This is a genomic window from Bacillus sp. HSf4, from assembly GCF_029537375.1.
GTDB classification, from domain to species: domain Bacteria; phylum Bacillota; class Bacilli; order Bacillales; family Bacillaceae; genus Bacillus; species Bacillus sonorensis_A.
In genome coordinates this window covers 3,551,655-3,566,551 of the sequence record NZ_CP120679.1, presented here as the reverse complement: position 1 = coordinate 3,566,551, position 14,897 = coordinate 3,551,655, and the positions used below count along the sequence as shown (strand labels likewise).

Annotated in this window: 12 protein-coding genes and 1 riboswitch; of the genes, 9 read left to right on the top strand and 3 right to left on the bottom strand. The window is 47.6% G+C overall.

Annotated elements, in window-relative coordinates; all coding sequences use genetic code 11:
• Positions 1-9: 9 nt before the first annotated feature.
• The 8 genes from P3X63_RS18545 (at position 10) to P3X63_RS18510 (ending at position 11,099) form a co-directional block, all read left to right on the top strand.
• Positions 10-738, top strand: coding sequence for a response regulator transcription factor (locus P3X63_RS18545; protein ID WP_277691655.1), 729 nt, complete (start codon positions 10-12; stop codon positions 736-738).
• The gene (locus P3X63_RS18540) at positions 735-2,480 is read left to right on the top strand and encodes a HAMP domain-containing sensor histidine kinase (protein ID WP_277691654.1); all 1,746 of its coding nucleotides are present in this window, start codon (positions 735-737) and stop codon (positions 2,478-2,480) included. Before P3X63_RS18545 ends, P3X63_RS18540 begins: the two co-directional genes overlap by 4 nt.
• Positions 2,481-2,854: 374 nt before the next feature.
• The gene (gene uxaC, locus P3X63_RS18535) at positions 2,855-4,279 is read left to right on the top strand and encodes a glucuronate isomerase (RefSeq protein WP_277691653.1); all 1,425 of its coding nucleotides are present in this window, start codon (positions 2,855-2,857) and stop codon (positions 4,277-4,279) included.
• 36 nt (positions 4,280-4,315) lie between these two features.
• Positions 4,316-5,698, top strand: a complete 1,383-nt coding sequence (locus tag P3X63_RS18530) for a glycoside-pentoside-hexuronide (GPH):cation symporter (protein WP_026588739.1) — start codon at positions 4,316-4,318, stop codon at positions 5,696-5,698.
• Between the two features lie 78 nt (positions 5,699-5,776).
• A complete protein-coding gene (locus tag P3X63_RS18525) occupies positions 5,777-6,775 on the top strand; it encodes a LacI family DNA-binding transcriptional regulator (RefSeq protein WP_026588738.1) in 999 nt (332 codons plus the stop codon).
• Between the two features lie 58 nt (positions 6,776-6,833).
• The gene (locus P3X63_RS18520; protein ID WP_277692942.1) at positions 6,834-8,297 is read left to right on the top strand and encodes a tagaturonate reductase; all 1,464 of its coding nucleotides are present in this window, start codon (positions 6,834-6,836) and stop codon (positions 8,295-8,297) included.
• Positions 8,297-9,787, top strand: a complete 1,491-nt coding sequence (locus P3X63_RS18515; RefSeq protein WP_277691652.1) for a UxaA family hydrolase — start codon at positions 8,297-8,299, stop codon at positions 9,785-9,787. The genes P3X63_RS18520 and P3X63_RS18515 overlap by 1 nt, the downstream gene beginning before the upstream one ends.
• A gap of 13 nt (positions 9,788-9,800) precedes the next feature.
• Complete coding sequence (locus P3X63_RS18510) at positions 9,801-11,099, top strand: glycoside hydrolase family 28 protein (protein WP_277691651.1); 1,299 nt, start codon at positions 9,801-9,803, stop codon at positions 11,097-11,099.
• Positions 11,100-11,133: 34 nt separating this feature from the next.
• Here the strand turns inward: P3X63_RS18510 and P3X63_RS18505 are convergent, their stop codons facing one another.
• Entirely contained in the window at positions 11,134-12,030 is an 897-nt protein-coding gene (locus P3X63_RS18505) for a LysR family transcriptional regulator (RefSeq protein ID WP_277691650.1), read from the bottom strand.
• Positions 12,031-12,180: 150 nt separating this feature from the next.
• Here P3X63_RS18505 and P3X63_RS18500 point away from each other — a divergent pair, with 150 nt between their 5' ends.
• The gene (locus P3X63_RS18500; RefSeq protein WP_277691649.1) at positions 12,181-12,864 is read left to right on the top strand and encodes an MOSC domain-containing protein; all 684 of its coding nucleotides are present in this window, start codon (positions 12,181-12,183) and stop codon (positions 12,862-12,864) included.
• A gap of 46 nt (positions 12,865-12,910) precedes the next feature.
• On the opposite strand, the gene P3X63_RS18495 is transcribed toward P3X63_RS18500, so the two are convergent.
• Positions 12,911-13,702 (bottom strand): SDR family NAD(P)-dependent oxidoreductase, encoded by a 792-nt coding sequence (locus P3X63_RS18495; protein ID WP_026588732.1) that lies wholly within the window; start codon positions 13,700-13,702, stop codon positions 12,911-12,913.
• Positions 13,703-13,798: 96 nt separating this feature from the next.
• Positions 13,799-14,479, bottom strand: coding sequence for a GntR family transcriptional regulator (locus P3X63_RS18490; protein ID WP_026588731.1), 681 nt, complete (start codon positions 14,477-14,479; stop codon positions 13,799-13,801).
• Between the two features lie 134 nt (positions 14,480-14,613).
• A riboswitch (cobalamin riboswitch) is annotated at positions 14,614-14,784 on the top strand.
• Positions 14,785-14,897 lie beyond the last annotated feature (113 nt).

Here is a 14,897-nt window from a genome sequence, read left to right as displayed (position 1 = left end):
AGAAGGATAGTGGAAAATGCAGCGATTTTGATTGTGGATGATGAAGATGCCATTGTTCAAATGGTGAAGCGCGTCCTGACGAAAGAAGGCTTCAACGAAGTGCTGACTGCAAACAGCGCAGAAGAGGCACTGGAAATCGTAAAAAAAGAAACCGTACATTTAATTCTGCTTGATGTCATGATGCCGGGACAGACCGGGTTTGATATATCACCTGAAATCAAACGGCACACAAATGCCCCGATCTTTTTTCTGACGGCGAAAACGTCTGATCTTGATAAGCTTTCCGGATTTGCCTACGGTGCGGATGACTATATTACAAAACCGTTTAATCCGCTGGAGCTTATTGCCAGAATTAAAGCTCATTTAAAGAGAACCTACATACATAAAGAAGTCGCTGCTGCTGCGGCGTCTTCAGCCTACGAATATGACCGCTTTACTTTTCACCCTGACTTCGCGGAGCTTATCGTTGACGGTGAAGCCGTCAACTGTTCAGCACAGCTTCTTCAGCTTCTGCAATACTTTTGCGATCATCCGAACAGGGTGCTTTCAAAGGATCAAATCTATGAGAAGGTGTGGGGGGTTCCTTCTTACGGCGACAGCAACACTGTCATGGTGCATATCAGAAAGCTGAGAGAGAAAATCGAAAAAGACCCGAGCAATCCGGAGTATATCGTCACCATTCGCGGATTGGGCTATAAATTCATGCCAAACCCTGCAAGAAATGAGAGTGAAGGATGAAGCTCAGGGGAAAATTAGTTGTCCATTTCGTCAGCCAAATTTTCCTCATCTTGCTGCTTGTCGCCTCGACTCTGTTTTTATCATTAATCTTCTTCGCTCTCCGGTTAAGCGAAAGCGAAGCGGATACCGGTTTGGCGAAAGCCACTTCAGATACGTTTGAAACTTGGATCAGTGTTGACGATCATAACAATTGGCAGGTTGAAGACATTCTGAAAGCGGCTGTTGATAAGCAGGGAGGCTGGCTGCAAATCTTAAACGGCAAAGAGGAGACCGTTTATTCCTATCATCTCCCGCCGGAAATCCAGAGAAAGTATCAGAAGGAAGACCTGGTCTCCGTTTTTGACCAAAAAAAAATTAAAGACTACCAGGTCAACTTTTGGTCGGCGTCTATTCATGACAAGGACTACGTCATCATTTTCGGATGGGAGTCGAAAAGCGATACGATCCTGTCCTATTTGGAGAGAGAAGAAAAGGATTTGGCAGACATTTCTTCCTATAAACAGAGCACGCTTGACTTTATTAAGAAAAATAATGGCTCCGTTTATCTGTTTAATGAAAAAGGTACGCTTTTACAATCCGTTTTTCAAGATATTGACTACAGTCAGGGAATCAATGAGCTGGAGCTTATAAAATATCAATCAAAGCCGTGGAACTACGAACATGAGTTTTCATACCGGCGCTTAAGCGCAACGGAATGGCTGATCGCGGCGACGCCGAATCCGATTTTTAACCCGGATCATGAGTTCAACCGATCAATGATCGGTCTTGCCTTAAAAATCATTCTCTTTGTGATCGCCATACTGCTCGTTTTGATGAGCGTGATGACACTATGGTATTCCTTCAGGTTCGGCATGCCGATCATCCATACGATCAAATGGATCGCCAATCTTTCGAAAGGGCGTTTTGAAGAGCCGAAAAACCGCAAGGGCCGTCCGAGAAGCAGAAATAAAAAAGGGAAAAGGAAGCAGCCGTACCGGCTGTTTAACGAAGTTTTTGAATCGATGGAGCAGCTGATGGAAACACTGCAAAAAGACGAGCAGAACCGCAAAAAAATCCAGACGACGAGAGAAGAGTGGATTGCCGGGCTCTCCCATGATTTAAAAACGCCGCTCAGCACGATTTACGGCTACAGTATGATGCTTGAGTCTCCGAATTACGACTGGTCAAAAGAAGAAATTTGCGAAATCGGCCAAGCGATGAAAGAAAAATCAGACTATATGTCCCAGCTGATCGAAGATTTGAATTTGACATACAGATTAAAAAACGGGGCGCTGCCAATTAAGCGCCAGCCGGTCAGACTTGTGCCGTTTTTAAAAAGTTTTGTCGAAGCGTTCAAGCGGCATCCGTTTTCAGAAGGCTACCATGTATCGTTTGAGTATCAGCAAGAGGAGACCACTTTTGCAATTGATCGGAGCTGGTTTAAAAGGATTTTGGAAAACCTTCTCGCCAATGCGGTGAAACATAATACAAAAGGCACCGAAATTAAAGTGAAGCTTGAAGAATCAAAGCAATACATCATCGTCAAGATTCAAGACAATGGCAAAGGGATGGACTCCGAAACCGTCTCAAACTTATTTAACCGCTATTACAGGGGCACGCATACAAAAGATGCGACTGAAGGCAGCGGCCTCGGCCTCGCCATTTCGCTTGAGCTTGTCCACCTCCATGACGGATGCATCCAAGTCGACAGCCGCACCGGACGGGGGACGGTGATTACGATGGAATTTAAGAAAAAGCCATAAAGAAGCCGCCTGCGGCTTCTTTCAGCGTGTCGACAAACCCTGGCGTTCGTTGTCAGGCCTGCTAAGTCGGTGCTCACGAATAGAAAAAGGAACGGCGGCTAAATTGCGCAGGCGTCCTGCCTGAACGCCGCCGTCATCACATCCTGCGAAAGTCCGCTCCGATGCTCGGCCTTTCTAGACTGTAAGGGTTGAGGGTCACGCTGAAAGGATGACAAAATCCCAAAATGAAAAGCCGTTTTGGGATTTTCTTATGAGAAAATAATGGAAAAATCGATCGGGGTGATATAAAATAAGAGTAAATGTTAACGTTCACATTTTTTCTGAACCATCAAAATGTGAACGTTAACATTATAACAAAAGGAAGGTGAAAAACAGTGAAAGTGTTTCTGAACGACGATTTTCTTCTATCAACCGACACCGCGAAGACGTTGTACCACCAGTATGCCAAGGATATTCCGATCATCGACTACCACTGCCATTTAAGTCCAAAAGAGATTTACGAAAACAAGACCTTCAACAATATCACCGAAGTATGGCTGTACGGTGACCATTACAAGTGGAGAGCGATGCGGGCCAACGGAATAGCCGAGGCATATATCACGGGAGATGCGCCTGATGAAGAAAAATTCAAGGCCTGGGCCAGGACCGTGCCGATGACGATCGGCAATCCGTTATATCATTGGACACATTTAGAGCTTAGAAGATTTTTCGGCATCTATGATCTGCTTGATGAAAAAAGCGCTCCGGAGATTTGGAAGCGTGTCAATGAACAGCTGAACGGAGACGGCTTTGGTGCGAGGGACTTGATTGAGAAATCAAATGTTGAAGCGGTCGTGACGACGGATGATCCGACAGACAGTCTTGAATATCATCTCAAGCTGAAAGAAGATGACTTCAATGTAAGCGTTTTACCTGGTTTCAGGCCTGACAAGGCCCTGGAAATCAATCAGGAAGGGTTTTCCGGCTGGGTGAAAAAGCTTGAGGCAGCAAGTTCGATGGCAATTGACGATTATGACGAATTTTTGAAAGCGCTTAAAAACAGAGTTGATTTTTTCCATGAGGCAGGCGGCCGAATTTCCGACCATGCGATCAATGAAATGATGTATGTGGAAACAGATGAAAAAGAAGTGCGGCCGATTTTCGCCAAGGCGATGAACGGCGAACGGGTGACGGAGGAAGAAGAATGCAGATTTAAATCGTATACACTCCATGTTCTGGGAACCTATTACGCAGAAAAAGGCTGGGCGATGCAGCTCCATATTAATGCGCTCCGAAACAACAGCAGCAAAATGTATGAAAAGCTCGGCCCTGATACAGGCTATGACGCCATCAATGATCAGGATATTTCAAAACCTTTATGCCGTTTTCTCGATTCCCTTGATCAAAAAGATGCCCTGCCAAAAACGATTCTGTACTCTTTGAACCCCCGTGATTATGTCGTGATATCCAGTTTGTGCGGAAGCTTTCAGGACGGGCGAATCCCGGGGAAAATGCAGCATGGGACCGCGTGGTGGTTCAACGATACGAAGGACGGCATGCTCCAACAAATGACATCACTCGCAAACATCGGATTGCTGAGCCGTTTTATCGGAATGCTCACCGATTCGCGCAGCTTTCTTTCTTATACAAGACACGAATATTTCAGGCGCCTGCTCTGCGATATCATCGGTGACTGGGCGGAAAAAGGCGAAGCCCCGGACGACATTGACCTGCTCGGGCGGATTGTCAAAGGAATCTGCTATCACAATGCAAAGGAATATTTTCAATTTGAGGTGAAAGACCGCTTGAATGTGAAATAAGACAAAATGAACTAGAGGAGCTGCATTCCCATGGAAATACAGACGAACAAACAAACTGAAACAGTCGTCGCCACCCAGGAGAAATTAAGTTTAAAAGAAAAAGTTTCTTATGGCTTCGGAGATTTTGGGAACGGATTCATGTTTGACCTCGGACAGCTGTATTTGCTGAAATTTTTTACGGATGTAGCCGGGATTCCCGCTGCTGCGGCAGGAGGCATTTTTCTTGTGAGCAAGCTTTTCGCCGCTGTCGTAGATCCGATTGTGGGGACATCGATCGATTACCGGAAGAACATCGGGCCAAAGGGGAAATTCAGGCCGTATTTGTTATATGGAAGCATTGTGCTCGCGATTTTGACTGTTTTGACATTTATTTCGCCAAACCTTTCGCCGACAGGCAAATTGATTTACGCTTACGCATCATACATGCTTTGGGGGCTGGGGTATTCATTTGTCAACATCCCTTACGGATCGCTCGGCGCCGCCATCACGCAAAATTCGGTGGAACGGACATCGCTCGCTTCCTTCCGTCAGGCCGGAAGCCTCGGCGCCCTTTTTGTGACGAGCATTGTCGTCATTCCGATGATCGTCAGATTTGACAACCCTGCCGTCGGATATCCGGTCGTCATGGGATTGATGTCGCTTTTGGGCGTGCTGTTTTTCTACATTTGCTACCGGAACTGCCGGGAGAGAATTATCGTCAAGGATCAGACATATAACAATGAAAAAGTGACGCTCAAGGCCATTTCAAAAACGTTTTTTACAAACAAACCGCTCCTTACATTGATTTTCATGACGATTTTTACGATTTCCGCGTACAATCTCAAATCTGCGATGCTCGTCTACTTCGCCGAATACAACCTCGGCAATGCCGAGCTGATGGCGTCGATGAACTTCATTATTATCGGTTCATCCTTTATCGGCGTCATGATGCTGCCGAAGCTTGTCAAAAAGTTCGGCAAAAAGAAGACCGCGATCCTCGGTCTTGCGATCTCTGTCACGGCTGACATTATCAACTTCGCGATGCCGAGCAATGTGATTTTATTTACGCTTCTTGCAAGCATCGCCTTTATCGGAATCAGCATTCCGAACGGCATCACCTGGGCCTTTGTATCAGACGCGATCGATTACGGACAATGGCGGACCGGGGAGCGGAAAGAAGGAACCGTCTATTCATTGTTCAATTTCTCCAGAAAGCTGGCCCAGTCGCTTTCAGGGTTTCTTTCGGGGATCGGGCTCAGCATCGTCGGCTATGTCCCGAATGCTGCCCAAAAAACGGGGACGCTTCTCGGCATTAAAGCGATTCTCCTTTTATATCCGGCGGTCGCCCTGTCTCTCGCCATGCTTGTGCTCGGCTATTTATACCGCCTGACAGACCAGAGGCACGCCGAAATGGTGCTTGAGATTGAGTCCAGGCAATAGCGGAAATTCTTTCTAAAAGGCGCTCTTCTTGTGATACACTGTTGGTATCAACAGCAGGAAAAAGGCGGGTTAAAAACAATGTCAGTAACGATTAAAGATATCGCCAGGCTGGCGAATGTATCACACACCACAGTATCCAGAGCGCTCAATAACAGTCCGCTGATTAAAGAAAAAACGAAACAGAAAATACTCGATATCGCAGCCGAAATGAATTATAAACCGAATTTCAATGCGAAAAGCCTTGTCACGCAAAAGTCGTTTACGATCGGCCTGTTTTTGACAAGCCTGACTGACGGGACGTCTTCGAGCTTTTTTGCCGACATTCTCCGCGGCGTCAACAAAGTGATCGATGAAAACTACAACATGTTTGTCAGGGGGATCGACGATTACCATGACTTTTCTTCCATTCACCGCAACCGCTATGACGGCGTTATTTTAATCAGCCAAAGCGAACGGGATCAGGCTTTTCTCGATCATGTGCTGAAACAGGAGATTCCGGTTGTCGTGCTGAACAGAAAAATTGAGGAGCAGTCCGTCATGAATATCGTCGCGAATGAAAACGAAGGAGCGAATCTTGCGGCATCGCATTTCATCGAAAACGGCCATACACGGATTGCGATGGTTCAGGGAAAAGAAGGTTTTAAATCTTCCCAGGAAAGAAAAGCTGGTTTTCTCCGCGCACTTCACACACATGATCTTCCGGCGAAGAGCGAATATATGCTTCGCGGCGACTATACGATGAAAAGCGGCTATAGCGCAATGGAAGCGCTTCTTAAGCTGGAACAGCCTCCGACGGCCCTGTTTTGCGCGAATGATGATATGGCGATCGGTGCAATGAATGCCCTTTATGCCAACGGTAAACGCTGCCCGGAGGACATGTCGATTATCGGCTTTGATGATATAGGTTTTTCGGCTTATACGACACCGTCTTTGACAACGGTTAAAAAACCGACGGAAAAAATCAGCATGATCGGAGCAGAGAGCCTGCTTTCCCTGATTGAAAATTCGCGTACAGAAACAAGGCAGACGCTGCTCAGCACAGAGCTGATCATTCGGAATTCAGTGATGAGATTATAGCATCTTCATTGATCGCGATAAAATGTTAACGTGTGCAAAAGAGAGGGAGGGGATTATGATGGAAAGGCTGTCCCGGCATATCAAGTCTAAACCGGCTTATCCCGAACGGATTTTGCAAATCGGGGAAGGGAATTTTATGAGGGGATTTGTGGATTGGCAGATTCATAGATTGAATGAAGAAACCGATTTTAACGGCAGCGCCGTCGTCGTTCCTCCGCGGCGCGGTTCAGTGCAGGCTATCAATGAACAGGATGGTCTTTATACACTTTATTTGGAAGGCTTCCAAGAAGGACGGGAAATCCGCGAATCTGTCGTGATTACGTCGATCAGCAGGGGAGTGAATAGCTATGAGCATTATGATGAGTTTATGGCTATTGCCGATCTGCCGGACTTGCGGTTCGTCTTTTCAAACACGACTGAAGCGGGCATTGTTTTCCTGGAAGAGGACCGGCTGCACGACCGCCCGCAGCGGAGCTTTCCGGGAAAGCTGACCGCGCTTTTATACAGAAGATACCGCACATTTCAAGGAAGCGGGGATAAGGGGCTGGTGGTCCTCCCGTGCGAGCTGCTTGAGGATAACGGCCGGAAACTGAAAGAGATTGTTTTACGGTATGCCGATTTGTGGGAGCTTGAAAAAGGGTTCGCAGATTGGCTTGATCACGCGAATGTGTTTTGCAATACGCTTGTAGACAGGATTGTGCCGGGCTATCCGCAAGAACAGGCGCGCGAGCTTGAAACAGCCGCCGGTTACCGCGACTCACTGATTGTCAAAGCCGAGCCGTACCATTTATTTGTGATTGACGGACCGGATTGGCTCCAGGATGAGCTGCCGTTTCAACAGGCCGGTTTGAACGTCGAATTTGTCGATGATGTGGCACCGTACAGGTTAAGGAAGGTCAGAATGTTAAACGGGGCGCACACGGCGATGACGCCCGTCGCTTATTTGGCTGGTTTTGAGACGGTGCGTGAAGCGGCTGAAGATGAGACAATCGGCCCGTTTATTCAAGAGCTGATCGAACATGAAGTGATGCCGACGATTGACCTGCCGAATCAGCAGCTGCACACGTATATGGGAGAGGTGCTGGACCGCTTTAGAAATCCGTTTATTCGTCATCGACTAATCGATATCTCTCTGAATTCGTTTGCGAAATTCAAAGTCAGAAATGTACCTGTTTTAGAAGAGTACTGGAAACAAACCGGCAAGCTCCCCGGAAGAACCGTTTTTGCTTTAAGCGCTTTAATTTATTTTTACCAAGGCAGGCGGGCCGGCGAAAACATTCCGCTGGCTGACGACCCGGAGACACTTGGCTTGCTGAAGCGGCTTTGGACAGAAAATAAAGATCCCGCAAACATAGCCGGCGGTGTTCTTGCGTCTGAAAGGTTATGGGGGCAAAACCTGAACGGCATTCCAGGCTTGGCGGATCAAGTCGCTGCCCATTTAAGGGACATTGAGTCGACAGGAATGAAAAAAGCGCTGGAAAAAATGATGAGTAGCCAGATGGCTGGGCTGGGGGATATATAATGAAAGACTGTTTGATCATCAATCCATTAGACAATGTCGGCATCGCCTTACGAGATTTACAGGCAGGCGAAGAGATCACAGCGGGAGAACAGACGGTTCTCATCAAGGGAACGATACTCAAAGGCCATAAATTTGCCTTAAAGGACATCGCGGAACATGAAGACATCATCAAATACGGTTTTCCGATCGGGCATGCGCGAGAAGCCGTTCAAAAGGGGGAATGGCTGCATACCCACAATACAAAAACAAATTTGGGCGGTGTTGAAGAATACAGCTACAACCCGAATTTTACAGAAAGCCCGTATCAAAAAGGGGCGCTCACTTTTAAAGGCTTTAGGCGAAAAGACGGGAAAACGGGAATTCGAAACGAGCTTTGGATCGTCCCGACGGTCGGCTGTGTAAATGGTGTCGCGGAACTGATCATCAAACAATTTAAGGCGGAGATCGGCGATATCGCTCCATTTGAAAGTGTTCATGTCTTGAAGCATCAATACGGATGCTCACAGCTCGGCGATGATCATATCAATACGAGAACGATATTGACGAATGCCGTCAACCATCCGAATGCAGGCGGCGTGCTTGTCCTGGGACTCGGCTGTGAAAACAACAGCATCGGCGAGTTCCGGGAAGCGCTAGGGGAGTATGACGAAGACCGCGTGAAGTTTCTTCTGTCCCAAGAGGTGACCGATGAAGTCTCAGAGGGTGTCGAACTGTTAAAAGAGATTTATGAACAGGCAAAATACGATAAACGCGAAGATGTTCCCCTTTCCGAATTAAAGATCGGATTGAAATGCGGGGGATCTGACGGATTTTCCGGCATCACCGCCAATCCGCTTCTCGGCAGACTGTCCGACTTTCTGATTGCACAAGGAGGCACTGCGGTTCTGACGGAAGTGCCTGAAATGTTCGGAGCGGAGACGATCTTAATGGAGCGGGCGGAAAACGAAGAAGTTTTTCATAAAATCGTCCGTTTGATCAATGAGTTTAAACAGTATTTTATGGATCACCGGCAGCCGATTTATGAAAATCCGTCGCCAGGAAATAAAGCAGGGGGCATTACAACGCTGGAGGATAAGTCTCTCGGCTGCACGCAAAAGGCCGGCACTGCAAAGGTGACGGATGTGCTCCGATATGGAGAGACGTTGAAAAAAGCAGGACTGAACCTGCTGAGTGCGCCCGGCAATGATCTTGTCGCTTCAAGTGCGCTCGCTGCCGCAGGATGCCAGATCGTCCTGTTTACGACTGGGCGGGGCACGCCTTTTGGCACCTTTGTTCCGACAATGAAAATTTCGACCAATACGAGCGTTTACGAGGCGAAGCGCCATTGGATCGACTTTAACGCGGGCCGGATGCTGGAGGATCTTTCTGAAGAGGAGATCTTGAAGGAATTGATCGACTTTTTGCTTGAAGTTGCCAGCGGCCGACAGCTGAACAATGAGAAAAACGATTTCAGAGAACTGGCCATTTTTAAAACGGGCGTCACATTGTAAAGGGGGAAGAAACATGTGGCTGAAGGAAAAAAAAGACGAGATTTTAAGAGAGATGACCGTTCCCGTTTTTCCTGAGCGCCGTTTTGATATTACCGGGTTCGGAGCTGATGGCGCAGGCCGTGCGGATTCCACGGCGGCGATTCAGCAGGCGATTGATGAAGTGCATCAGGCAGGGGGCGGAACGGCGGTTGTCCCGAAGGGCGTGTTTCGTTCCGGCGCGCTCAGGCTGAAAAGCAATGTCGAACTGCATATCGCCCAAGGGGCTGTGATCCAGTTCAGCCGGAATCCGGACGATTACCTTCCGGTTGTGTTAACGCGATTTGAAGGGGTCGAGCTCTACAATTTTTCACCATTCGTCTATGCTTATGAAGCTGAAAATATAGCGATTACAGGAGAAGGAACGCTGGACGGCCAAGCTGATGACGAGCATTGGTGGCCGTGGAAGCGGGGCACAAACGGCCAGCCATCACAGGAAAAAGACCGCGACGCACTGTTTGAAATGGCGGAGCGCAATGTGCCTGTTGAAGAACGGCGCTTTGGAAAAGGCCATTATCTGCGGCCGAATTTTATCCAGCCGTACCGCTGCAAAAATGTTTTGATACAAGGGGTCACCGTCCTGAATTCTCCGATGTGGCAGATTCATCCCGTACTGTGTGAAAGTGTGACGGTGGACGGTGTCAAGGTGATTGGACATGGTCCGAACACCGACGGCGTCGATCCGGAATCATGCAAAAACATGGTCATTCAAAACTGCCAATTTGACAACGGTGACGACTGTATAGCCGTCAAATCGGGGAGAAATGCCGACGGCCGGAGGATCAATGTACCTTCGGAAAACATTGTCATCGAAAACAATGAAATGAAAGACGGACACGGCGGGGTCACGATCGGAAGCGAAATTTCCGGAGGGGTGAAAAACGTATTTGCAGAAGGCAATTCCATGGACAGCGCGAATCTTGACAGAGCCCTCCGCATTAAAACGAATTCCGTCCGGGGCGGTGTGCTGGAGAACATATATTTTTACCGGAATACCGTCAAAAGCCTGAAGCAAGAAGTCATCGCGATTGATATGGAGTATGAAGAAGGGGATGCCGGAGAGTTCAAACCAGTCGTCCGCCAGATTGAAGTGGATCAGCTGAAAAGCTGTGGCGGACAATACGGAATTCGCGTTTTGGCATACGAGCATTCACCTGTTACCGGACTAAAGGTTACCAATTCGGAAATCAACAGCGTTCAAATCCCGATGGAGCTGAAGCATGTGAAAGACCCGGTATTTGCAAACCTTTATATTAACGGAAAGCTTTATGACTAGCGGGAAAATCCTCTGCGCAAACGGCAGAGGATTTTTATGTGAAGTTTTCATCTTGAACCGTGGAGATAAACCGCTCCATAAAGACCCGGCTTGCTGCACACAAATATTTGTTTTTTCGGTAAACGATGCCGATCTCTGTTGTGATAACCGGGCTTTGAATAGGAACAGTCTGTATCGATTCATCGTCGATATACTCAAGATAGCCTTTAGGCAGGATGGTAGCGCCGACTCCTTTATTGACCATGTTCGTGATCGATTCCAATGTCGTCATTTCCATGACCGGCTCAAGAATAAATCCGAGCCTGCGGCACTGTTCGTTGATCAGCTGCCGCAGAAAATACGTATCAGGCAGTAAAATGGTCGGAATCTCTTTTATCATTTCAAGAGTGGCAAACGGTTCTTTGGCAATGGGGTGATGAAGCGGCGCGGCCAGGGCAAGCGGTTGTTTACATAATGGAACCGCTTCTAAATCATCATGCTCCATGGGCAGACAGACAATGCCCAGATCGAGTTCGTTCTGCAGCAGTCCTTCATAAATATCTCCGGTTCGCAGGCCTAAAACAGACAGTTTAATATTTGGATAGCTGCGGTGAAATTCAATGATGGTACGCGGAAGCAAGTAATTTACAACTGTCAGAAGGGCCCCGATCTTTAAGGAGCCCCTTTGTAAACCTTGAAGCTCGCTGATAGCAGCGCGCGCCTCTGACAGTTCATGAAAGATATGATAACTGTGATGAAGCAATGTTTTTCCCGCTTCCGTCATCAAGGTTCGTTTGCCGATGCGGTCAAACAAAGGCGTCCCGATTTCATCCTCAAGCAAGCGAATTTGCTGGCTGAGCGATGGCTGGGCAATCCCCAGTTTCTCGGCGGCGCGGGTAAAATGAAGTTCCTTGCAGAGGGTGATGAAATACTCCAATTGCTTTAACTCCAATGGTCGTTCCTCCTGTCGCTCATTGATTAAATCATAGGCTGTAACTATTATTTTAATCATAATGATTGAATTGTTTAATAGGTAAGCGCGCCATTATACTAAATTCAATAAGTTTTTCTCTTATCAACCATTAATATGAGGTGATGTAAAATGGAACATGCCGACATTCTGTCGATCAATATCGGGAAACCGAAACAGGTACAATTTAAAAACAAAACGGTCTCGACCGGGATATACAAGACGACTGTGCAAGAACCCCTGTTTCTGTCATGGACCAATTTGGAAGGAGACGGACAGGCGGATCTCGTTCATCACGGAGGCAGGGAGAAGGCCGTATGTGTCTATCCTTATGAGCATTATTCGTTTTGGGAAAATGCGTTGCAAAGAAAGCTGGAATACGGCGCGCTTGGAGAAAACCTGACGATCAAGGGGCTGCTGGAAACGGATGTTTCGATCGGGGATGTCTTTCAGCTTGGTGAAGCTATTGTTCAGGTCAGCCAGCCGAGGCAGCCCTGCTACAAATTATCTGTCAGGTACGGTGTTCCCGACATGGTTTTGAAGGTTCAGGAAACAGGTTATACGGGTTTTTATTTTCGCGTGCTGCAAGAAGGGCGTGTAGACAAAAACAGCGGCTTGAGACGAATCTCCCGCCACCCGAAAGCATTGACGGTTTCTTTTGCAAATCGCATCAAACATCATGAAAAGGACCATGTCGAGGGCATCAAAAAGCTTCTGGAGGTGGAGGAACTGTCAGCAAGCTGGCGCGCGTCATTTTTGAAACGTCTTGATGGCGAAGAGGCGGATCAGCATGAGAGGTTAACCGGCCATTTATAAACGCCGAAATGAAGAAAGATCCTCCGCTTCAAAGCGGAGGATCCTTTTAGATGGAGCGGATGATCCCGCCTTCCACCCTTTGAGCCGAACCGTTGATAGCTGCGGCTTTTTCCGAAGCGAGATAGACGATCGTGCTGGCGACTTCCTCAGGCTTCGCATAGCGCTGAATTAATGAAGTGGGCTCATTTACTTTGAAGTAATCTTTGACAAACGTATCCAAGTCGGTATTTTCCGCTTCGGCGGCCCCTTTCATATAGTTGGCGACGCCTTCGGTCCAGGTCGGTCCGGGCAGAACCGAATTTACCGTTACATTCGTTCCCTTCGTCATTTCCGCAAGCCCCCTTGATAAGCTGATCAAAGAGGTCTTGGTCATCGAATAAGGAATCATTTGCGGAAGCGGCTTAATACCTGCTTCACTTGCCAGATTGAGAATTCTCCCCGCGTTCCGTTTCAGCATTTTCGGAAGGAAAGCGCGGCACAGGCGGACGGCGCTTAATACGTTCACTTCAAAATACTCAAGCCATTCTTCATCAGTGACATCCGCAAAGTCTTTCACTTCAAAAAATCCCATGTTATTGACAAGGATATCAAGTTCGCCGATCTGCTCCGTTTTTTCAATCAAAGTCCGGCTTTGCTTTGGATCGGACAGATCTGCGGCGATACCGTGAACGGTTCCGTACTTGGACAGCTCATCAACGACTGACTGAACCTTATCTTCTGTCCGGCCGTTGATGATGACCCGGGCGCCTTCAGTCAAAAAGGCTTCGGCCGCAGCTTTTCCAATCCCTGCCGTAGAACCTGTTACCAAGACGAGTTTGTTTTTTAGTTGTAAATCCATACATATCAATCCTTGTTTTTGAAAGTTGAGATGAAAAACATCTATTTAAAGTATAGCGCAGTCGGGCTTTAGCGTCGAAAGCCCTGCTTGACACCTCTATTTTTCCCTTTCTTTCAGCAATTGATGAATATCTTTCATCGGCCGCAGCCAATTTTGTTTCATCATCTCAGCCGCTTTCTCCGGATTGTTTTTTTCAAGTGCGTCAATCATTTGCCAATGCTCTCTGGCTGATTGCAGTTTCGGGGAGGCGGATTGATTGAGAAAGACGTACTTCATTCGTCTGATATGGAGCTGCAGCACATCGGAAAATTGCCGGACATACGGGTTGTTGGCTACGTCTGTTATGAGATTGTGAAAATGTTCGTCAAGCTCAGCCGCCTCATGAATATTCTCGTGCTTGACCGCGAGTTCATAGTCAGCCGTCAATGCTTTCAGCTCGGCGATCTCTTCAGATGTCAAAAGCGGAGCGGCCATTTCGGCCGCCAGAGCCTGAAGCTGGGCGAGCGGAGGATACACTGTCAATACATCGTCGGGATGAATGGATGTAATTTTCGTTTCCTTTCCGGGCCTCATTTCGACAAACCCTTGAGACTCAAGAAGCTGGAGCGCCTCCCTGACAGGGGTGCGGCTGACGCCGAGCGCCTCGGCAAGGTCGATGTCTGTGACTTTTTCCCCGGGTTCAAGCGTCCCGTCGACGATCCAGCGCTGCAACTGATTGAACGCTTTTTCTTTTGCTGAAAGTCTGATTTGCGGAGTGAAATTTTTCGGTATCGGCATGGAATCACCCTTTCTCTATATGCAATATATCGTAATTGCTGTTCACAAAACAATGGTTTCGTTCCGAAAAGATCCTTTTTCAAATCTCGTATACAAGCCTGATCTGATTATAGTATAATAATTCAGAAATTAGGATACGACTGAGTCAGAAAGGTGCTGCCCGGCATTGCTTGGCAGCTTAAAAGGGGAAGCCGGTGAAAGTCCGGCGCGGTCCCGCCGCTGTGATTGGGAGCGAAACGGATGATGAAGAAGTCCGAAAAGCGATGAACAAGAGCCAGAATGCCTGCCTGGATGATGACGCGCGTAATCTGCGAGGACAGATGCGGTGTGAACGGTGTGCTTATTTTTGGCATTCATTGTTTGCTGCATCTTTACTGAGTAGAGATGTTTTTTTATTTTATCCCGAGGAGGAAAGCAA

Coding starts and splice junctions, on each gene's coding strand:
- P3X63_RS18540 (WP_277691654.1), top strand. CDS start 735: ATGAAGCTCAGGGGAAAATTAGTTGTCCATTTCGTCAGCCAAATTTTC.
- P3X63_RS18525 (WP_026588738.1), top strand. CDS start 5,777: ATGTCAGTAACGATTAAAGATATCGCCAGGCTGGCGAATGTATCACAC.
- P3X63_RS18520 (WP_277692942.1), top strand. CDS start 6,834: ATGGAAAGGCTGTCCCGGCATATCAAGTCTAAACCGGCTTATCCCGAA.
- P3X63_RS18515 (WP_277691652.1), top strand. CDS start 8,297: ATGAAAGACTGTTTGATCATCAATCCATTAGACAATGTCGGCATCGCC.
- P3X63_RS18510 (WP_277691651.1), top strand. CDS start 9,801: ATGTGGCTGAAGGAAAAAAAAGACGAGATTTTAAGAGAGATGACCGTT.
- P3X63_RS18500 (WP_277691649.1), top strand. CDS start 12,181: ATGGAACATGCCGACATTCTGTCGATCAATATCGGGAAACCGAAACAG.
- P3X63_RS18495 (WP_026588732.1), bottom strand. CDS start 13,702: ATGGATTTACAACTAAAAAACAAACTCGTCTTGGTAACAGGTTCTACG.
- P3X63_RS18490 (WP_026588731.1), bottom strand. CDS start 14,479: ATGCCGATACCGAAAAATTTCACTCCGCAAATCAGACTTTCAGCAAAA.